Origin of the sequence: Herbaspirillum rubrisubalbicans (assembly GCF_003719195.1) — a bacterium.
In the GTDB taxonomy this organism is placed as follows: Bacteria; Pseudomonadota; Gammaproteobacteria; order Burkholderiales; family Burkholderiaceae_D; genus Herbaspirillum; species Herbaspirillum rubrisubalbicans.
This window is the reverse complement of the sequence record NZ_CP024996.1, coordinates 175184-194774: the sequence shown is the minus strand read 5'-3', so window position 1 is coordinate 194774 and position 19591 is coordinate 175184. Positions and strand designations below refer to the sequence as shown.

Sequence of the window (19591 nt, the reverse complement as noted above, 5' to 3'; positions counted from 1 at the left end):
CGAGAGACAACCGGTAACCAGTAATGTGGGAGGAAGGAATTCAGCGCGGCGGGGCGCGCGAGAAAAAATGGCAGTTGAGCGGCGCGTCCCAGGAGGCGAAGGCCTGCCACAAGGCCAGCAGGCGCACCGGGGGCAGCAGCGGCAAGGGTGGGAAATCGAAATGCACGCCTACCGACAGCGCGGCGGCGTCATAGTCCAGGCAGGAGTGATGTGGATGATGGGCATGGACGTCGTGAAGATCATGTGCATCGGCGTCACGACCGGAATCGCTGCCCAGTGCAGCGCTGGTCGCGACCGAAGCAGCAGCATGATCATCCTCGGTTTCGTCGAAGAGCGCCTCACTGATCAGCGAATGCAGCGTCCCGGGTACCCAGCCGGCGTGCGCGATGCCGTGTACGAAACCCAGCATCTGCGCAAACAGCAACGTCATCGCCAGGAAGACGATGACGGCGGGACGACGCAAGGAACGCAGACGGTTCATGGAATGGGACGGTTTGGAATCGACAGACAGCAGCGCCAGGGGCGCCGGCCCGATATGACGGGGTCAACGATCCGGCACCGGCAACAGGGCTGCCGGCGCTGCGCCCACGCACCCGAGGCGCAGGCTTGGATCTGCACGGCGAAGATCAGTCGCCGTAGAGCTTTTGCTTCAGTTCGCGGCGTTGCTGCGCTTCCAGCGAGAGGGTCGCGGTCGGGCGCGCCAGCAGACGCGGGATGCCGATCGGTTCACCGGTCTCTTCACACCAGCCGTATTCGCCGTTGTCGATGGCCACGATGGATTGCTGCACCTTCTTGAGCAGCTTGCGCTCGCGGTCGCGGGTGCGCAATTCCAGAGCATGTTCTTCCTCGATGGTGGCGCGGTCGGCCGGGTCCGGCACCAGCACGGTTTCGCGCAGGTGTTCGGTGGTTTCATCCGCGTTCTTGAGCAGATCCTTTTCCAGTTGCTGGAGACGGGCCTTGAAGAAAGCGAGCTGCGCTTCGTTCATGTAGTCCTTCTCATCCATCTTGAGGATTTCTTCCTCGCTCAGCAACTGCGCTGCAGGGGTAGTTTTGGGAGTCTTGGTTGCCACTTCGCTTACTTTCAATACTACGGGTTTTTCAACTATATCCATTATCCCGGCTGATACTGGGCTGCCGGAACAGGTCGCTTTTGAATCCACTTCCCTAGCCGCGTTGGCACCTCTTCAATTGACGTTGACGCGTTCGGCTGGCCCGCCCGGTTACCCAGGCCGCAGCGCAGCGGTTGGCGCACGCTTTTTCGCGGTCAAGGATTGTACACCAACGATTCGCAATGCCAAGCCTTTGGCGCAGCGGCCCTGTAGGCCATGTCTGGGACGGCGACGTGCAGGCAGCAGTACAGCTCATGGAGCGGTTCATGACTCCCCCTGTGACGGGCAATGCGGGGCGGGCTGATCGCGTTATGAATTATCGTCGTTCCGGACATCAGCCTGGCTCGATGCTGCGCAGCAATTCAATGGCGACTCGAGGGTGACCATTGTGAATTGCGTTGCAACATCCAAACGAGTTTATACCAGAAGAGTGGGGCAGGATGGAAGCGGACATGCGTGCCATGGCATTCCCGCACGGCGTTCAGTCATGCCGCTGGGTGCATACCGGGCACTGGCGGTCGCGGCCGATGGCTATGGCGGTCCATTCCATCTCGCGCGCATCCAGGATCAACAGGCGTCCGGCCAGCGAGCGGCCTATCCCGGCCAGCAGCTTGATGGCTTCGGCGGCCTGCATGGTGCCGATGATGCCCACCAGGGGCGAGAACACGCCCATGGTGGAACATTGCACTTCCTCGAACTCGCGCTCGGGCGGGAACAGGCAGGCGTAACAGGGTGCGCTTTGCTGGCGCGTATCGAACACGCTGACCTGGCCGTCGAACCGGATCGCCGCACCCGACACCAGCGGCACGCCGGCGGCCACGCAGGCGCGATTGACGGCATGGCGGGTGGCGAAGTTGTCACTGCAGTCCAGCACTACGTCGGCCTGCGTCACCAGAGCTTGCAGGCGTGCGCCTTCGACGCGCTCGGCCACGGTGGTGACCTGCACGCCGGGATTGATCTCTTGCAGGGCCTGGCGACCGGACTCCACCTTGGGTTCGCCCACACGGGCGGTGGTATGCATGATCTGGCGCTGCAGGTTGGTCAGATCGACCGTGTCGTGATCCACCAGGGTGATGTGCCCGACCCCGGCCGAGGCCAGGTACATGGCGGCAGGCGAGCCCAGGCCACCAGCGCCGATGATCAGGGCGTGCGACTGCAGCAAGCGGGTCTGACCGGCGATGTCGATATCGTCGAGCAGGATGTGGCGCGAGTAGCGCAGCAACTGTTGGTCATCCATTGTCAGGCCTGGCTGGATTCCATGAAAAAGGGCCGCTTGGTAGCGGCCCGATGTGCCTGCCCGGGGGCGGCGACTTACTTGGTGGTGTCGATCTTCTCGGCCGGCGCCTTGTTGTCCTTGCGCTCATCCTTGACCGGGGCGCTGTTCTTGCCTTCTTCGTTGCGCACTTCCGGCTTGGCGTTGGAGACCTTCACCGGCAGGCCCTTGAGGTGATTCAGGGCCTGGATCAGCTGGAAGTCATCCTTGCTGCCGAAGTCCATGGGCTTGCGCTTCTTCTCGGCGGCGATCAGGCGTTCTTCGGACTGTTCGTCCATCGATTGCGCCTTGACCTCGGCGGACTTGTCGGTATCGTTGGTCAGGTGCTTGGAAAGATCGGCTTCACGCAGACGCAGGCCGTTCAAGCCATCGCCGTCCGGGTATTCGTCCACCATGATGTCCGGCACGATGCCCCGCGCCTGGATGGAACGGCCCTTGGGCGTGTAGTAGCGCGCGGTGGTCAGCTTGACGGCGGTGTTCTTTTCCGGCGGCAGTGCGATCACCGATTGCACCGAACCCTTGCCGAAGGATTGCGTGCCCATGATGGTGGCGCGCTTGTAATCCTGCAGGGCGCCGGCCACGATTTCGGAAGCCGAGGCCGAGCCGCTGTTGATCAGAACCACCATCGGCACCTTCTTGATGGCATCCGGCAGGCGCAACAGCGGGTCCGACAGCGGGTTGGAAGCGTAGTACTCACGCTTGGCGTAGAAGGTCTGCTTGGAGCTGGGGAGCTGGCCATTGGTGGAGACCACCACCGAATCCTTGGGCAGGAAGGCCGCGGCCACGCCGATGGCGCCCGGCAGCACGCCGCCCGGGTCATTGCGCAGATCCAGCACGATGCCCTTGAGGTTTGGTTCCTGGGCATAGATGGCGGCCAGCTTCTTGGACATGTCGTCCACCGTCGGTTCCTGGAACTGGGTCACGCGCAGCCAGGCGTAGCCGGGCTCGACCACCTTGGACTTGACGCTCTGGACGCGGATTTCCTGGCGGGTGATGGTCAGCACGATGGGCTTGTCTTCATCCTTGCGGGCGATCGTCAGGGTGATCTTGGTATTGGGTTCACCGCGCATCTTCTTGACGGCTTCATCCAGGGTCAGGCCCTTGACCGGGGTGCTGTCCAGGCGGGTGATCAGGTCACCGGCCTTGATCCCGGCGCGGAAGGCCGGCGAATCCTCGATGGGGGAGATGACCTTGACGTAGCCATCTTCCATGCCGACCTCGATGCCCAGGCCCACGAACTTGCCCATGGTACCTTCGCGCAGTTCCTTGTAGGCCTTCTTGTCCAGATAGGCGGAGTGCGGGTCGAGCGAGGCGACCATGCCGGAAATGGCTTCGGTCAGCAGCTTCCTGTCATCGACAGGCTCCACGTAATCCGACTTGATGAGACCGAAGACGTCGGCCATCTGCCGCAGCTCCTCCAGGGGCAGCGACGCCGTTGCATTCTTTTGCGCGATGGCGTCGAACTGAATCATCGCGGTGGCGCCTGCCACCATGCCCAAACCGATCAAACCGATATTCTTGAGTTTGCTGCCCATGTGTCACCTAGAAGTTACCCACCCCAGTGGGTCGAATGCGCGGCCTTGATACCGCATTTCAAAGTATAAACCCGATTGCTCGTTGCCGCCGCTGTTGCCTGCGGTGGCGATGGTTTCACCTGCCTTGACCAGATCACCGGCGCGTTTCAACACCGACTGGTTATTACCATAAATGGTCATGTACTGGTTGCCGTGGTCGACGATGATCAGGTTGCCGAAACCACGCAACCAATCCGCAAAGACCACCCGACCGGCGGCCACCGCCCGTACTTCCGAACCTTCCTGGGCGCGGATGAACAGGCCTCGGCTGGTCGGTCCGTCACCGCGCCGGCTGCCGAACTTGGAGACCAGCTCGCCCTTGACCGGCAAGTGCAGTTGCCCGCGCAGGCTGGCGAAAGGCTTGCCGAAGTTATCCGACGGTTCGGGCAGAGTGTCGTTGCGCCCCAGGGAGGCGCTTTGCGGCGGTTCGTCATCGTCGATGGCGTCGGCCGGATCGGGCGTCTTGGGCGCTGGCTTGCCTTCCTTGGCGGCCTTGGCCGCTTCGGCGGCGCGCTTTTCGGCGCGGGCCCGCTGTTCAGCCAGACGCTTCTCGCGTTCGGCCTTGGCTTTGGCCAATTGTTCCTGGCGCCGCTTCTCGCGGGCCTCGGCTTCGGCCTTTTTCTGCTGCTCGATGATCTGCGCCAGCTTGTCCACCAGGCTGGACAGGCGCTGCTGGTCCTGTTCCAGGCGGCCGGCTTCCTGGCGCTGGGCATTGAGCTTGGTGGAGAGCTGCGACAACAGGGTCTGGCGACGGCCCTTTTCGCGCTCCAGCACCTTTTTCTGTTCCAGTTCTTCCTGGGCGATTTCTTCCAGTTCGAACTTGGCATTCTGGGTGTCGGCCTTGTTGGCGCGAATCGCCTGCTGGTTGGCACGCAGGGTTTCGATCAGCTTGGCCTGGGCTTGCGAGACATAGCCCATGTACTGCAGCTCGCGGTTGATGCGATTGGGATTGTCGCCCGAGAGCAGCAGCTTGATGCGGTCTTCATTGCCGGCCACGTACTGCTCGCGCAGCAGCTTGGAGAGCTGCGCCTGCTGAGCGTTGACTAGCGCCGTCAATTCATTCAACTGCTTGACCAGTTGCGCCAGGCGCGCTTCGGTGGCCTGCTGTTCCTGGGCCAGGTCGCGCAGCGAGCGATTGGCTTTGGAGATGGCTTGCTCGGAAGCAGACAGCGCATCGGCGGCGTTGTCCTTGGCGGTCTCGGTCTTGTCGATGTCGCGCTTGAGATTGGCCAGGCGCTGTTGCAGGTCGGCCTGTTCCTTCTCGGCGGCCTGCTTCTGTTTGGTGCGCTCGGTGATCGGCTGGGCCTGCACCGCTGCGCACAGCAGGCAACCCACGCCGATGGCTGCAAGCGCGCGCAGACAGCCCCGCAGCGCGTCGGCCAACAGGCCGGGACGCGCCGGTGGTGTGCACTTGCCGGAAAGGGACGCGGCCTGTGCGGCCGGCGTCTTGCTGGAAAAACGCAGTTTTATTTCGACTTCCCTTGGTTGGCCACGGCCTTGAGCGCTGCCTCGATGGCAGACTGGTCGCCCAGGTAGTAGCTCTTGATGGGCTTGAGGTCGGCGTCCAATTCATAGACCAGAGGCTGGCCGTTGGGGATGTTCAGGCCGACGATGTCGTTGTCGCTGATACCGTCCAGGTACTTGATCAGGGCACGCAGGCTGTTGCCGTGGGCCGAGACGATGATCTGCTTGCCGGCGCGGATGGCCGGGGCGATGGCGTCGTTCCAGGCCGGCAGCACGCGGGCCACGGTATCCTTCAGGCATTCGGTCAGCGGCACCTGTTCACGCGAGAGGCCGGCGTAGCGGGCATCACCGAAGGAATCGCGCTCCTCGCCCGGGGTCAGCGGGTTGGGCGGGGTGTCGTAGCTGCGGCGCCAGACCAGCACCTGCTCGTCGCCATACTGGGCAGCGGTTTCGGCCTTGTTCAAGCCTTGCAGGGCGCCGTAGTGGCGTTCGTTGAGGCGCCAGTCGTTTTTGATGGGGATGTACATCTGGTCCATTTCATCCAGCGTGGTCCAGAGGGTGCGGATGGCGCGCTTCAACACCGAGGTATAGGCCAGGTCGAACGAAAAACCGGCTTCCTTGAGCAGCTTGCCGGCTTGGCGGGCTTCGGCCACGCCCTTCTCGGTCAGGTCGACGTCGACCCAGCCGGTGAAGCGGTTGGCCAGGTTCCAGGTCGATTCGCCGTGGCGCATGAATACGATTTTGTACATAGCGGACTAGTTTCTGATGATGAATAAAGCAATGCGGCTGCCCCAAGGGGGACTACGCGAAAAGAAGCGCAAACCGTAGACTGTTCGGTCCAAATGAAAACCGCGAATGCTTCTATTTTATAATGCCGGGATTCAGTAAACTCATTGGACTGCCGTGAAATTCATCATCGACAATATTTTCCTGATCGCCCTGGCCTTGGTCTCCGGCGGTGCGTTGCTGGTTCCCTACCTGCAGCAGCGCGGCAACAAGCTCAGCCTCCTGCAGGCTACGCAGATGCTCAACCAGGGCAAGGTGCTGGTGCTGGACGTGCGCGACAGCGAACAGTTCGCCGCCGGCCACCTGCGCGACGCCCGCAACATCCCCCTGAAAGAGTTGCCGCAGCGCATCGGCGAACTGGACAAGTTGAAGGGCCGTCCGGTGATCGTGGTCTGCCAGACCGGCACCCAGGCCAGCCGCGCCGAGTCTTCGCTGAAGAAGGCCGGCTTCACCGAGGTCTATGGCTTGCATGGTGGCATCGCCGCCTGGCAGGGCCAGGGCCTGCCGCTGACCACCAAGGAGGCCAAATGAGCGCCCCGGTGACCATGTATTGCACCGCCGTGTGCCCGTATTGCATGATGGCCGAGCGTTTGCTGGCCAGCAAGGGGATCACGCAGATCGACAAGATCCGCGTGGACCTCGACCCTCAGCAGCGTGAGCTGATGATGCAAAAGACCGGCCGCCGCACCGTACCCCAGATCTATGTCGGCGATACCCACGTCGGCGGCTTCGATGATCTGAGCGCACTGGACCGCGCCGGCAAGCTGGACCCGCTGCTGCAAGCCTAAGGCCGGCTCAGCAACCTTCCCCTTATCGATTCACCGAACCTGAAAGAGATCCATGTCGGAACAGAACCAAGAAGCCCAACAGCAACCCGTCTTCCAGATCCAGCGCGTGTACCTCAAGGATCTGTCGCTGGAACAGCCCAATTCCCCGGCCATCTTCCTGGAACAGGAAGCGCCCTCCATCGAAGTGTCGGTGGACGTCGGTGCCGAAGCGCTGGCTGAAGGCGTGTTCGAATCGACCGTGACCATCACCGTGACCGCCAAGGTCAACGACAAGGTGGCCTTCCTGGTCGAAGGCAAGCAAGCCGGCATCTTCGAGATCCGCAACGTGCCGGCCGAACAGCTGGACCCGCTGCTGGGCATCGGCTGCCCCAACATCATCTACCCGTACCTGCGCGCCAACATCGCCGATGCCATCACCCGCGCCGGTTTCCCGCCGGTGCACCTGGCCGAGATCAACTTCGAGGTGTTCTACCAGCAACGCCTGCAGGCACTGGCCGAGCAACAAGGCGCGACCCTGGTCAACAACGGCTCCACCGCCGTCAACTGATCCTGCTTCACCCTCTGTCCGCCTGCCGGGCCGGCCGCCTCCCCTGCGACCGCCCGGCACGACATCAAGTCGCCGCAGCCCGCGCTGCGGCGCTTTCCCTTCTGCGGAGACCTTCACGATGAAACGCCTGCCCCTGATTCTTTGCGCCACCCTGCTGGGCGCCTGCATGGCCAAGGATGCCCTGGCCCTGGACTTCAAGTCGGTCGGTGCCGCCCCCGCCATCATGTACGACGCCCCGTCCGAAAAGGGCCGCCGCGTCTACGTCGCCCCGCGTGGGATGCCGGTGGAAGTAGTGCTGACCTATGGCGAATGGAGCAAGGTGCGGGATGCCGCTGGCACGCTGTCCTGGATTTCCTCCAAGGCCTTGACGCCCAAGCGCATGTTGATGGTATCGGTGGCCAATGCACGCATCTTCAGCGCCGCCGATGAAGGCAGCCCGGTAGTCTTCACGGCCGACAAGTCAGTGCTGCTGGAAATGCTGGAAAGCCCCAACAATGGCTGGGTCAAGGTGCGCCATCGCGACGGCCAGAGCGGCTTCGTGAAGGCCGGCGAGGTCTGGGGCGATTGAGCAAGACCGCAAGACCAAGACTGAGCAAAGAACGACAACCATGAAGATCACCATTCTGGGCGCCGGCGCATGGGGTACGGCGCTGGCCATCCCGCTGGCGCGCAAGCACCAGGTCGTGCTGTGGGGGCGCAATGCCCAGGCCATGCAGGAAGCCGACCAGCAGCAAGAAAACCGCCTTTACCTGCCGGGATTCGCACTGCCGCCGGAGTTGAAGGTCAGCGCCGATGTCGACGCCGCGGTGCGCCATGTCTGCGACGATCCAGCCGACTCGCTGCTCATTGCCGCCTCCTCGGTATCGGGCCTGCGCGAACTGGCCGGCCATCTGCGCGTCTATCCCATCCCCAACCTGGTGTGGCTGTGCAAGGGTCTGGAAGAAGGCACGCGGCTGTTGCCGCACCAGGTGGTGCAGGAAGTGCTGGGGGCGGAACTGGCAGCGGGTGTGCTCTCCGGCCCCTCCTTCGCCCAGGAAGTGGCGCGCGGCCTGCCCTGCGCGCTGACCATCGCCGGCGCCGACGCGGCCCTGTGTCAACGCGTGGTCACCGCCGTGCATGGCAACAATATCCGCATCTATTCCAGCGACGATCTGGTGGGGGTGGAAATTGGCGGCGCGGTCAAGAACATCCTGGCCATTGCCACCGGGGTGGCCGATGGCCTGCAACTGGGCCTCAACGCCCGTGCGGCATTGATCACGCGCGGCCTGGCGGAAATCACGCGACTGGGCGTGGCGCTGGGCGGACGTGCAGAAACCTTCATGGGATTGTCCGGCGTGGGCGACCTGATCCTGACCTGCACCGGCGACCTCTCACGCAACCGGCGGGTCGGTCTGAGCCTGGCCCAGAACAAGAAACTGGAGGATATCGTGACCGAACTCGGTCACGTCGCCGAGGGTGTGCGCTGCGCGCAGGCCGTGCGCGAACTGGCGCGCGAAAAAGGCATCGAGATGCCCATCACCGATGCGGTGGCGGCAGCCTTGTTCGATGGCGTGTCGGTACAGGAAATGGTGGCCAGGCTGCTGGCGCGGGACGCGCGTGAGGAAAGCCTGTAGCCGCGAGGTGCCCGCCGCCGGCAAAGGTTCATCAAACCTCATATCCAGCCAGCACTGCAGAAAACGACAGCCGGAGCGAAACCGCCTCCGGCTGTTTTTTATCGCTCGGGAATGATTAAGCCTGATTCAGGGTCAGGGCCGCACAGCGGTTCATTAGCGGGCGATGATGTCACTTTCCATCTTGGGCCGCTTGAAGCGCTGCGGCGAACCGCCTTCCAGCGCGTCATCCATCTGCTTGGAGATCTTGTCGTAACGCGCGTTGCAGTCGTCGTCCTGATGCGCGGCCTCGGGGCCCTTGAAGCGCTTGGCCAGGCGGGAACTGCGGGCTTCCCCGCCCATGACGTATTGTTGGGCGGCGCGGCCGGCGTGGTTGTTATTCGTGGTCTTGTTGCGTTGTATGGCTTGCATCGTATTTCCTCTTACGTCGCTGACGCTCAACGTTCTTCCATTGCCGAGTTGTTGTTGGAAGAACACGCAGCGCCCGGAAAGATATTGCCTAAGTCTTGATCCCGGGAAACTGCTCCAGATACACAAGCGCTACGTTTCTTGACAGCGCTTTAGCTATGTAACGCCCGAGCGCCGATTTGGAATACGCGAAAAGTCAGTATTTTGTCAGCCAAATTCAAATTTCCTCGACACAAGAATTCCATGCGGCTACGCAAAAAACCGCGCAAACCCACGTCCATCAAGGCTGACAGCGCTGTCAGAATGCGCTGGATTGTGCAGGTTTACGGAACAAAAAAGCGCAGAAAAATTTGTTGCGAAACGTATCTTTCTTCACTTTTCACAACAAAAATACGACGAAAAACTTACCCCAAGGAATGTTTATCAGTGCCTGCGACAAGGCTCATCCGTGCACCGGTACGGCCATCCCCAGATCGGCCGGCACCAGAGAAAACACCTTGGCGTCACGCGGCTCACCGTGGAACACCAGCCGATTGCGGGCCAGGCATTCCAGCGTGGCGCCGGCCTTCTCGGCGACACGCTGGCTGCGCAGGTTGCCGGCCTGGGCCACGATTTCCAGCCGGGTCAGGCCGGTCCTGGAAAAAGCGAAGGCTGCCGCCGCCCGGGCGGCCAGGGCGGCAATGCCGCGCCCGGTATAGCCTTCCCGCACCCAGTAGCCGAGGTTGGCCATCTGGTTCAACTGGCTGACCTGGTTGATGGCCACCGAACCGATCACCAGGCCATTGCTGCGATCGATGATGTTGAAGTCGTAGGCCGCGTGGACCTGCCATTGCTCGATGGCGCGCTGCAGGAACAGCTTGGCGTCCAGCAGGCCATAGTCCGGGGTACACCAGGCTTCCCACTGACCGATGGCATCGCGCGACTGGCGCACCGCGTCATACAGCGCCGGCGCCTCGCGCAGGCCCAGCGGACGCACTTCAATGGCGCGGTCGCAGTAAATGATTTGCCGTTCGCGGTCGATGGGACGGAGCATAGGAGCAGGATATGAAGATTCTTACTGATCTTACCTAAATTGCGCGCCGCTGGAACTGTCCACAAGGTCAGGCCAAATGCGAATGCAACTGCGCCAAGCGGGTGATGATCGGCACGCCAGCCGGCATTTCGGGATGCACGCCATGCTCCTGCAAGGCGATGACCTTCATGCCCGCCGCCAGAGCGGCCTGTACGCCCGGCAGGCTGTCCTCGACCACGGCGCAGCGTGGCGGGTCCACGCCCAGGCGCTCGGCGGCAAACAGGAACAGGGCGGGATCGGGTTTCCAGCGTTGCACATCGTAGGCGCTGAAGATACGTCCGGCGAAGTGCGGCAGCAGGCCGGTCACGCGCAGGCACAGTTCGATTTTGTGATGCGGGGCATTGGAGGCCAGTGCAAAGGGCAGGCGCAGTTGCTCCACCATCTCCACGGCGCCGTTGATGGGCTGCAGGTGCTGCTCCAGCATTCCCCCCATGAGCGCACGCAATTCCTGCTCGAAATGCGCCGGCAGCACTTGGCCGCTCAATTGTTCGATATGGGAGATGCACCACTTCATGCTCACGCCGCGAAACCGCGCCAGGGCCTCTGCCGGGCTGAGCGTGACACCATAGCCGGCCACATACTCCGACCAGGCGCGCGCGGCCACTACTTCGCTGTCGACCAGGGTGCCGTCGCAATCGAAGATGACCAGTGCGGGCGCGATAGTGGGTTCGCTCATTGTTGCTCCTTGGGTTCGGGGTCAGGGTGGCGGGGCCGCCCTGACCAAGGAGCCGCCTGCGCCGTCAAAGTTCGCCGTAGGAATGCAAGCCGGAGAGGAACATGTTCACCCCCAGGAAGGCAAAGGTGGTCACCAGCAGGCCCACCAGCGCCCACCAGGCCGCCGTGCGGCCACGCAAGCCCTTCATGAGGCGCATGTGCAGCCAGGCGGCATAGTTGAGCCAGACGATCAGGGCCCAGGTTTCCTTCGGGTCCCACGACCAGTAGCCGCCCCAGGCCTCGGCCGCCCACAGCGCGCCCAGGATGGTGGCGATGGTGAAGAAGGCAAAGCCCACCGCAATGGCCTTGTACATCACGTCGTCCAGCACCTCCAGCGTGGGCAGGCGATCGGCCAGGATGCCGCGCTCGCGCAGCAGGTAGGCCACCGCCACCATGGACGCCAGGGCGAAGGTGCCATAACCGATGAAGTTGGCCGGCACGTGGATTTTCATCCACCAGCTCTGCAGGGCGGGCACCAGAGGCTGGATCTCGGCCGCATCCCGCGAGACGGTGTACCACATCAGGAAGCCCACCGCCGCCGTGATCACGGTCAGCACGAAGGCACCAAGCTGGCGTGTTGCGTAACGTTGTTCGTAATACAGGTAAAAAAGCGCCGTAATCAGGCAGAACAGGATGAAAACTTCATATAAATTGGAAATGGGGATGTGCCCCACGTCTGGCCCGATCAGATAGGACTCGTACCAGCGCACCATCAGCCCGGTGAACCCCAGTACCACAGCCGCCCAGCACAGGCGCGAACCGATCGCGTTGCCGGTGCCGGCAGTGGTGGCCAGGCCGCCCCAGTAGAACAGCGTGGACAGGCAGAACAGCGCACTCATCCAGAGGATGGCGGACTGGCTGGAGAGCATGTACTTGAGGAAGAATTTCTTGTCGGCCAGCTCCAGGGCGCCGCCATACATGGCGATGGCACCCAGCGAGAGCACCGCGATCACCACCATCAGCAGGCGCACCGGCTTCCAGTGCCAGCCCAGCCAGGCGAAGGTGGGGGCCGCCAGCAGCAGCACCGCCTTCTCGTAGTAATCCATATAGCTGCCGAAACGCCCGAAGGCGTACAACGAGCCCGCCACCAGCAGGGCGGCGTAGATCCAGTCCACGATGCTGAGGCGGCGGAAGAACCCTTGTTCTTCGGCGTAGGCCTGGTTTGCTTGCGTCAATTCCATTGCGTTCTCCACTGCTGCTGTCCTGGGCGCTGCGCCAACGCGACGCGCTGGCTCAACTGCCTGGGTAAATGACCGCCATCTGCCGGCGGCATGGTCAATGCTATGCCGCCGGGCCCTGGGGGGGACTTGCGGCGCCGGTGAGACGGGCCTTCATCTGCTCGAATTCCTGGTCGAAGTCCAGCGTGCGGCGTTGCGTGCTCATGGCCAGGAGCGCCTGGCTGCCCTGGCCATCGGCAGCGGGCTTGATCCAGATCCACAGGCGACGCTCGCGAATGTAGAGCATCGAGAACACACCCAGCACCAGGAACAGGCACCCCAGATAGACCACCTTCTTGCCCGGCGAACGCGTCACCTGCAGCACGGAAGCCTTGATCTCCTGGAAGCCTGATAGTTGCAGGAATACCGGCGCCGGGTAGAAGGCGGCATCGGCCAGGGCATTGATGGCCAGTTGCAAGAAGCGGCCGTGCTTTTCGTCGCTGGCCACCGGCGCCAGGCCATCCTGGGCACGCGCAGCCTGCCACAGTTCCCACATGCTGCCGTTGAGGATCTTCATGAAGATATCGGCCGCCTTTTCCTGCTCGGCGGCGGGCAATTGCTCCAGGAAGCGGGTCACGGCGATATAGCCGGAGACCTTGCCGTCACCGGCGAAGATGGTCAGCCCGCGCAGCGCCGACTGTTGCAATTGCTCGCGCAGCACCGGCGACGCCTCGCGCCCCCCGCTGATGGCCTGCTGGGCGTAGCGATGCGCCGCTTCCTCGCGCAGGGCCGGATTGGCCAGGGCCGCGCGCAGGCGCATCCACTCGGCCACGCTGTCCTTGTCATCGGCGGGAATGCGCAGGTAGCGGAAGGGCTGGTCGGGCTGCTCACGCACACCGGCCAGGAAGACATCGGCGCCATCGATGGGCAGCGACTGCATGTAGTTGAAGTATTCGCGCGCCTGGCCGGTCTTGTCGCGCAACTTGTATTGCACGCTCGGACCGACGTTCTTGAAATCCTTGCTGTTGGCGTTCTTGGCGCTGGAACCGAGGTGCTTGTCGAGGTCGGCGATGAAACCGCGATTGACGCTCTTGCCGACGTTGACCGCCCGCGCATCACCCGAGGTCGAGCCGGCGCCCTGGGCCCGCATGTTCTCCACGTTGAAGGGACGGAAGCCACTCCATTCGATGGTGTAGTCGCCCATGCCGGCCGGCAGCGGCGTGCTGCCGTTGACTTCGCCGGCCAGGTCGAAGTGGCTGTTGGTGCCGCCGCGCATCGGATAGCCGACCAACTTGAGCTTGCTGCCGCCATCCTCGAAGCTGGACTGGTAGATCGCCACGCCCTTGTAGATCAGCGGTTCGTTGACCTTGATGGTGGCGGCGGTTTCCTTGCCCGTCTCATGGTCGCGCACCACCACTTCACTGGCGAAGAGCTTGGGCATCCCGGTCGAATAGAAATCGATGATGAAGCGCTTCAACTGGATGGTGAAGGGCAGATCCTGGATCATCACGCCATCCTTCTGCGGGATGATGGCGGTGCTGCTGCTGGCGCCTTCCGGGATCAGGGTATTGCCGCGGAAGGTGGGATTGTTCAGGCCCAGGCGATAGCGTTCGGGAATCTCCGAGATGATGCCATTGCCGGCAAAGGCCGACTTGCCATAGAACCATTGCTGGAAGCGGATGGGCAAGTCCGAATCGAGCAAGCCGCCCAGGCAGATGATGACGATGGCCGCGTGCGCGAAGATATAGCCCCACTTGTTAGCCGCGCCCTGCTTGGCCGCCAGCAGCGTGCCGCCGTCCTTGTCGGCCAGCTTGGTCTGGTAGCCACGGGCAGCGACCTGCCGCGCCAGCCGGGCGGCGGCCTCGGCCGGGGCTTCGGCGGTGGTCCATTCATGCTTGTGGTGGAAATTGCGCAACGACTGCTCGCGCACATTGTCGCGCCAGCTCTTCACATCGCGCAGCATCTTGGGCGCGTTGCGGGCGATGCACAGCGACGTCGACAGCACCAAGAAGCCCATGATCAACAGGAACCACCAGGCCGAATAGACCGCGTACAACCCCACCTTGCCGAATATCTCGAACCAGAACGGACCGAACTGGTTCACGTAGTTGGGCATCGGTTCGTTCTGCTTCATCACCGTGCCGATCACCGAAGCGATGGCAATCAGCGTCAACAGGCTGATGGCAAAACGCATCGATGAAACCAGTTCTACCGCCTCGCTCAACCAGCGCTGGCGGGTCCTGATCTGGATTCCTTGGGTACTGCTGCCCGTCGTCATATTCCTGCCTTACCGGACCGGGCCTGCCGGTTCCGCTTACCTGGGGGGGGATCGCCTTGCCAGTGGGCAAAGCGATGCGAACCCGGAATTCTACCGCTCCCGGGAAAACTCCGTGATATGCGCCTGTACAGCCCCGGTATGCCGGTGCGCTGATGTGGCGCGGCGAGGAGACATCATGCCGCCAGGGCGACCAGGGCGCCACGACGTGCGTCAATCCTGATGAAAAAAGGCGGCACGCCGGCCGCCTTCTCACTGACCCGGCCGCGATGCGACCGGTCGCTGCTTACTTCAGGCCGGCGATGTAGTCAGCCACGGCCTTGATTTCCTTGTCCGACAGGCGTTCGGCAATGGCCGTCATCTGTACGCTGTTGGTACGGGCACCGCCGCGGAAATTGGTCAGTTGGGCCACCGTGTAATCCTGGTGCTGCCCGGCCAGACGCGGATACTGGGCCGGGATGCCAGCGCCGTTGGGGCTGTGGCAACCGGCACAGGCCGGCACGTTCTTGGCGGCGATGCCGGCGCGCCAGATGTGCTTGCCCAGCTCGATGGTTTCCTTGTTCTTGGCCGCACCCGGCTTGGGTTCCTGGGCCGACAGGTAGGCGGCGAGGTTGTGGATGTCTTCTTCCGACAAGGCCTTGGCCATGGGCGTCATCACCGGGTTGTTGCGCTCGGGGGTGCGGAAGTTGAGCAGTTGCTTGGCGATATAGGCCTCATGCTGGCCTGACAGCTTGGGATTCTGGGTGATGGTCGAATTGCCGGCCGCGCCGTGGCAGGACACGCAGGCCACGATGTTACGGGCGCTATCGCCATTGGTGTAGAGGGCTTCTCCCTTGGCCGGATCGGCCTTGAACGGAGCTTTCTTGTCATCGGCTGCATGAGCCGCCGAGGACACTGCCAGCACGGCAGCAAGAACGGTATACAACAGTGGGGAAAAGGCACGGTTCATTCGTCACCCTAATACTTATTGTGGAATTGAGAGATTTTGCCCGTTCGGCGGCTGGCTGCCCCCTACCCAAATGCCTGTTGTTTGACCTGTCTCCAATGGTCGCCATATTTTTTGCTTGCTCGGCGTCAACGCGGCGCTGGGTTTCGGGCCATTGTACAATAGCTTTTCCGCGTTTTTGCCCTCCTCTTTCGGATTTCCCCCCACCATGTCGCAACTTTGGCAAGCCCGTTTCTATACCACCGTCAATCATCTACGGGATCTGCCCAAGACCAGTGTGCCGGAAATCGCCTTCGCCGGCCGTTCCAACGCCGGCAAGTCTTCTGCCATCAACGTACTGTGCAACCAGAAGCGCCTGGCCTTCGCCTCCAAGACGCCGGGGCGCACCCAGCACATCAATTATTTCTCGCTGGGCGGTGCCCATGTGGGCCAGCACCGCAATGACGAAGCGCGTCCCGATGAGATCCGCGCCATGCTGGTGGACTTGCCCGGTTACGGCTATGCGGAAGTATCCGGCTCGGCCAAGCACCACTGGCAGGCGCTGCTGGGCGACTACGTGCGCCAGCGCGAGCAACTGGCGGCGCTGGTGATGATCGTCGATTCGCGCCGCCCCTTCACCGATCTCGATATCCAGATGATCGAGTGGTTCGCCCCCACCGGCAAACCCATCCACTGCATCCTGAGCAAGGCCGACAAGCTCAACCGCAATGAATCGACCAATGCCCTGCGCCAGGCCCAGACCTTCCTGCAAAGCTATGTGGATGCAGATGGCCAGCCCTTCCCGTTCACGGCCCAGCTGTTCTCGGCCTTGAAACGCATCGGCCTGGAAGAAGCCAATGACAAGATCCTGGAACTGGCCGGCCTGACCGGCGATGCAGAAGACCAGACCACCGCTGCCACCGATACGCCGCAAGCCTGATCGGCGACAAGGCAATAAACTTCCAGACGGAGTACAACGCATGAATAAAAAAAAACCCGGAGAACAGGGAAATTCTCCGGGGCAGAACGCCTTTCGCTTGCGCAATCGGCCCCGCTCAGGGAGGGAAGGGGAAGCGGGAGGTGAGTAAATCACCCGCCGCTAAGGTAAAGTATCCCGCGAAAATTTGAGCGGATTTGAAATCAAAATGATCAAATCTCCGAAGATAGCGATATTTGTCTCGAAAATATTTCAAGATAGCCTCAAATAACATCTATTTTTTGAAAGCCTACCTATGTCCTTGACTGACTTCAGTTCCAACGCCGGCTACCCCGCACTACGTATGCGCCGGATGCGCCGCGACGCGTTCTCGCGTGCGCTGATGGCCGAAAACGTCATCACCAGTGCCGACCTGATCTATCCGGTGTTCGTCCAGGAAGGCCAGAACCTGCGCACCCCCGTGGCCTCGCTGCCGGGCGTGGAACGCCTGTCGCTCGATACGCTGCTGCCGGTGGCCGAGCAATGCGTCAAGCTGGGCGTGCCGGTGCTGGCGCTGTTCCCGGTGATCGATCCGGCCTTGAAGACCCCCGATGGCATCGAAGCCACCAATCCCGACGGCCTGGTGCCGCGGGTGGTGCGCGCCCTGAAGGACCGCTTCCCCGAGCTGGGCATCCTGTGCGACGTAGCACTGGACCCCTACACCAGCCACGGCCAGGATGGCGTGCTAGATGACACCGGCTACATCCTCAACGATGAAACCCTGACCCTGCTGGTCAAGCAGGCGCAAACCCAGGCCGACGCCGGCGTGGACGTGGTGGCGCCCTCGGACATGATGGATGGCCGCATCGCCGCCATCCGCGACATGCTGGAAGCCAACGGCCACATCTACACCCGCATCATGGCCTACTCGGCCAAGTACGCCTCGGCCTTCTATGGCCCCTTCCGCGATGCGGTCGGCTCGGCCGCCAACCTGGGCAAGGGCAGCAAGTCGACCTACCAGATGGACCCGGCCAACAGCGACGAAGCCCTGCGCGAAGTGGCGCTGGACCTGCAAGAAGGTGCCGACATGGTGATGGTCAAGCCGGGGATGCCCTATCTGGACATCGTGCGCCGCGTGAAAGATGAATTCCGCGTGCCCACCTTCGCCTACCAGGTCAGCGGCGAATACGCCATGATCAAGGCCGCCGCCCAGAACGGCTGGCTGGACCATGACAAGACCATGATGGAATCCATGATGGCCTTCAAGCGCGCCGGCGCCGATGGCGTGCTGACCTACTTCGCGCTGGATATCGCGCGCAAGCTCAAGCAAGGCTGATCGCCCTCCACGCGCCAGGCCGATGACCGACGATCTCGATGGCGACCTCTTCCTGCAGCTACGGCCACGCCTGTTCGGCGTGGCCTACCGCATGTTGTCCTCGCGCAGCGATGCGCAAGACGTGCTGCAGGATGCCTGGCTACGCTGGCAGGCCCAGGACCGGCAGACGCTGGCCTCGGCCGAAGCCTGGCTGGTGACGGTGGTCACGCGCCTGTGCATCGACCGCCTGCGCCAGTTGCAGCAGGAGCGCCAGCACTACGTCGGCCACTGGCTGCCGGAACCGCTGGTGGGGTTGACCGAGCCTGGCCCCGACATCGACCTCTACGGCCAGGCGCAGCTCGCCCCCTCCCCGGAAGCCCTGTTGGAACAGCAAAGTGACGTTTCCTTCGCCTACCTGCTGCTACTGGAGCATCTGAAGCCCGAGGAACGCGCGGCCTTCCTGCTACGTGAAGTTTTCGACAACGACTATCCCGACATCGCCGCCATCCTGCAAAAGTCCGAGGCCAACTGCCGCCAACTGGTGCATCGCGCCCGCGCACGGCTGGCACGACAGCATACCGATGCCAGCCGCAAGCCAGTGCGCACCGCCACCGGCCCGGTCACGCGTGAGACCCACGCCCTGCTGCTGGAAAAATTCCTGCACGCCGTACAGAGCGGCCAGCGCGAGGCCATGCTCGGCCTGCTGGCCGAAGACGCGCGCCTGATAGGCGACGGCGGCGGCAAGGTGGCGTCCTTCCCGCATCCACTGGCCGGTGGCGAGCGCATCTCCTGGCTGTACTACGCCAACGTACGGCGCTTGGCCCAGCGCATCGTCTATCGCGCCGCCTGGATCAACGGCAGCCCGGGCTTGCTGCGCTACGTCGATGGCGCGCTGGAATCGGCCCAGGTGCTGGAAACCGACGGCACGCACATCCACGCCATCTACGTAGTGCGCAACCCCGACAAGCTAGCCGCCATCGCGCAGCAGACGCCGCAAGCCTGACTCTTTCAGGTTTCTTCACTTCTTTTTGATCGACACTGTCACAACGGGATATCCCCCTGCGTCTAGTGGAGGAACAGCGGCGATTGGCGCCGTTGTCACCTCACCCTAGCTGGAGAATTCCCATGTCCGACTTCAAGCAACGCCTGCCCCATGCCAAGCTGGCCGCCCCCGCCTTCAATGCCCTCATCAAGGCCAGCGAAGCGGTACACCAGAGCGGCATCGATCCCAAGCTGGTAGAACTGGTCTTCCTGCGCGTATCGCAACTGAACGGCTGCGCCTTCTGCGCCGACATGCATTCACATGACCTGCTGCAAAAGGGCGAAGACCAACAGCGCCTCAACACCCTGGCGACCTGGCGCGAAATCCCCTTCTTCACCGACGCCGAACGCGCCGCACTGAACTGGGCCGAGCGCTTCACCCACCTGCACCAGCAGGATGGCGAGAAAGAAGATGCCGCCTTTGCCCTGTTGCAGCGGCACTTCAGCGATACCGAGATCGCCAACCTGAGCTTCGCGGTCGCCATCATCAATGCCTGGAACCGCCTGGGCGTGGCAATGCGTCCGCAGGTGCCGCGCCGCGCCTGATCCCGGCCTGAAGCGCTGAAAAAAAACGCACCCCGGTCACCCGGGATGCGTTGAACATGGTCCGATCCACA

At 62.7% G+C, this 19591-nt stretch carries 21 protein-coding genes; 9 read left to right on the top strand and 12 right to left on the bottom strand.

The window, feature by feature from the left end:
- Window positions 1-40 precede the first annotated feature (40 nt).
- From RC54_RS00920 to gpmA, 6 genes are all read right to left on the bottom strand, one after another.
- A complete protein-coding gene (locus RC54_RS00920; RefSeq protein ID WP_061790552.1) occupies window positions 41-481 on the bottom strand; it encodes a hypothetical protein in 441 nt (146 codons plus the stop codon).
- Between the two features lie 145 nt (window positions 482-626).
- The gene (dksA, locus tag RC54_RS00915) at window positions 627-1112 is read right to left on the bottom strand and encodes an RNA polymerase-binding protein DksA (protein ID WP_017453054.1); all 486 of its coding nucleotides are present in this window, start codon (window positions 1110-1112) and stop codon (window positions 627-629) included.
- A gap of 478 nt (window positions 1113-1590) precedes the next feature.
- On the bottom strand, window positions 1591-2346 hold the full coding sequence (locus tag RC54_RS00910) for a HesA/MoeB/ThiF family protein (RefSeq protein ID WP_061790553.1): 756 nt from the start codon (window positions 2344-2346) through the stop codon (window positions 1591-1593).
- 74 nt (window positions 2347-2420) lie between these two features.
- On the bottom strand, window positions 2421-3917 hold the full coding sequence (locus RC54_RS00905) for a S41 family peptidase (protein ID WP_061790554.1): 1497 nt from the start codon (window positions 3915-3917) through the stop codon (window positions 2421-2423).
- A gap of 3 nt (window positions 3918-3920) precedes the next feature.
- Complete coding sequence (locus RC54_RS00900) at window positions 3921-5339, bottom strand: murein hydrolase activator EnvC family protein (RefSeq protein WP_058893887.1); 1419 nt, start codon at window positions 5337-5339, stop codon at window positions 3921-3923.
- Between the two features lie 83 nt (window positions 5340-5422).
- Window positions 5423-6169, bottom strand: coding sequence for a 2,3-diphosphoglycerate-dependent phosphoglycerate mutase (gpmA, locus tag RC54_RS00895; protein ID WP_058893886.1), 747 nt, complete (start codon window positions 6167-6169; stop codon window positions 5423-5425).
- A gap of 154 nt (window positions 6170-6323) precedes the next feature.
- On the opposite strand from gpmA, the gene RC54_RS00890 reads away from it, so the two are divergent.
- From RC54_RS00890 to RC54_RS00870, 5 genes are all read left to right on the top strand, one after another.
- Window positions 6324-6737: a rhodanese-like domain-containing protein gene (locus tag RC54_RS00890; RefSeq protein ID WP_017453049.1), complete on the top strand. Its 414-nt coding sequence runs from the start codon at window positions 6324-6326 to the stop codon at window positions 6735-6737.
- Window positions 6734-6994 (top strand): glutaredoxin 3, encoded by a 261-nt coding sequence (grxC, locus tag RC54_RS00885; RefSeq protein WP_017453048.1) that lies wholly within the window; start codon window positions 6734-6736, stop codon window positions 6992-6994. Before RC54_RS00890 ends, grxC begins: the two co-directional genes overlap by 4 nt.
- 52 nt (window positions 6995-7046) lie before the next feature.
- Window positions 7047-7541, top strand: coding sequence for a protein-export chaperone SecB (gene secB, locus RC54_RS00880; RefSeq protein ID WP_044529629.1), 495 nt, complete (start codon window positions 7047-7049; stop codon window positions 7539-7541).
- A gap of 118 nt (window positions 7542-7659) precedes the next feature.
- The gene (locus RC54_RS00875; RefSeq protein ID WP_058893885.1) at window positions 7660-8109 is read left to right on the top strand and encodes an SH3 domain-containing protein; all 450 of its coding nucleotides are present in this window, start codon (window positions 7660-7662) and stop codon (window positions 8107-8109) included.
- 40 nt (window positions 8110-8149) lie between these two features.
- The gene (locus RC54_RS00870) at window positions 8150-9154 is read left to right on the top strand and encodes an NAD(P)H-dependent glycerol-3-phosphate dehydrogenase (protein ID WP_061790555.1); all 1005 of its coding nucleotides are present in this window, start codon (window positions 8150-8152) and stop codon (window positions 9152-9154) included.
- Between the two features lie 153 nt (window positions 9155-9307).
- On the opposite strand, the gene RC54_RS00865 is transcribed toward RC54_RS00870, so the two are convergent.
- The 6 genes from RC54_RS00865 to RC54_RS00840 all read right to left on the bottom strand — a co-directional run bounded on the left by RC54_RS00865 (window position 9308) and on the right by RC54_RS00840 (window position 15726).
- Window positions 9308-9562: a hypothetical protein gene (locus RC54_RS00865; RefSeq protein WP_058893883.1), complete on the bottom strand. Its 255-nt coding sequence runs from the start codon at window positions 9560-9562 to the stop codon at window positions 9308-9310.
- A gap of 439 nt (window positions 9563-10001) precedes the next feature.
- Window positions 10002-10592, bottom strand: coding sequence for a GNAT family N-acetyltransferase (locus RC54_RS00860; protein ID WP_058893882.1), 591 nt, complete (start codon window positions 10590-10592; stop codon window positions 10002-10004).
- Window positions 10593-10659: 67 nt separating this feature from the next.
- A complete protein-coding gene (locus RC54_RS00855; protein WP_058893881.1) occupies window positions 10660-11307 on the bottom strand; it encodes an HAD family hydrolase in 648 nt (215 codons plus the stop codon).
- Window positions 11308-11371: 64 nt separating this feature from the next.
- Window positions 11372-12526 (bottom strand): c-type cytochrome biogenesis protein CcsB, encoded by a 1155-nt coding sequence (gene ccsB / locus RC54_RS00850; protein ID WP_061790556.1) that lies wholly within the window; start codon window positions 12524-12526, stop codon window positions 11372-11374.
- Between the two features lie 100 nt (window positions 12527-12626).
- On the bottom strand, window positions 12627-14780 hold the full coding sequence (locus RC54_RS00845; RefSeq protein WP_061790557.1) for a cytochrome c biogenesis protein ResB: 2154 nt from the start codon (window positions 14778-14780) through the stop codon (window positions 12627-12629).
- Between the two features lie 283 nt (window positions 14781-15063).
- Window positions 15064-15726: a c-type cytochrome gene (locus tag RC54_RS00840; protein ID WP_017453039.1), complete on the bottom strand. Its 663-nt coding sequence runs from the start codon at window positions 15724-15726 to the stop codon at window positions 15064-15066.
- Window positions 15727-15931: 205 nt separating this feature from the next.
- Between RC54_RS00840 and yihA the strand changes: the two genes are divergently transcribed.
- From yihA to RC54_RS00820, 4 genes are all read left to right on the top strand, one after another.
- Complete coding sequence (gene yihA / locus RC54_RS00835) at window positions 15932-16642, top strand: ribosome biogenesis GTP-binding protein YihA/YsxC (protein ID WP_044529622.1); 711 nt, start codon at window positions 15932-15934, stop codon at window positions 16640-16642.
- A gap of 292 nt (window positions 16643-16934) precedes the next feature.
- The gene (hemB, locus tag RC54_RS00830) at window positions 16935-17954 is read left to right on the top strand and encodes a porphobilinogen synthase (RefSeq protein ID WP_061790558.1); all 1020 of its coding nucleotides are present in this window, start codon (window positions 16935-16937) and stop codon (window positions 17952-17954) included.
- Window positions 17955-17976: 22 nt separating this feature from the next.
- Window positions 17977-18936 carry an RNA polymerase sigma factor SigJ gene (gene sigJ / locus RC54_RS00825; RefSeq protein ID WP_061790559.1) on the top strand — a complete coding sequence of 320 codons (960 nt, stop codon included), beginning with the start codon at window positions 17977-17979 and terminating at the stop codon, window positions 18934-18936.
- A gap of 122 nt (window positions 18937-19058) precedes the next feature.
- Window positions 19059-19520 carry a carboxymuconolactone decarboxylase family protein gene (locus RC54_RS00820; protein WP_061790560.1) on the top strand — a complete coding sequence of 154 codons (462 nt, stop codon included), beginning with the start codon at window positions 19059-19061 and terminating at the stop codon, window positions 19518-19520.
- Window positions 19521-19591 lie beyond the last annotated feature (71 nt).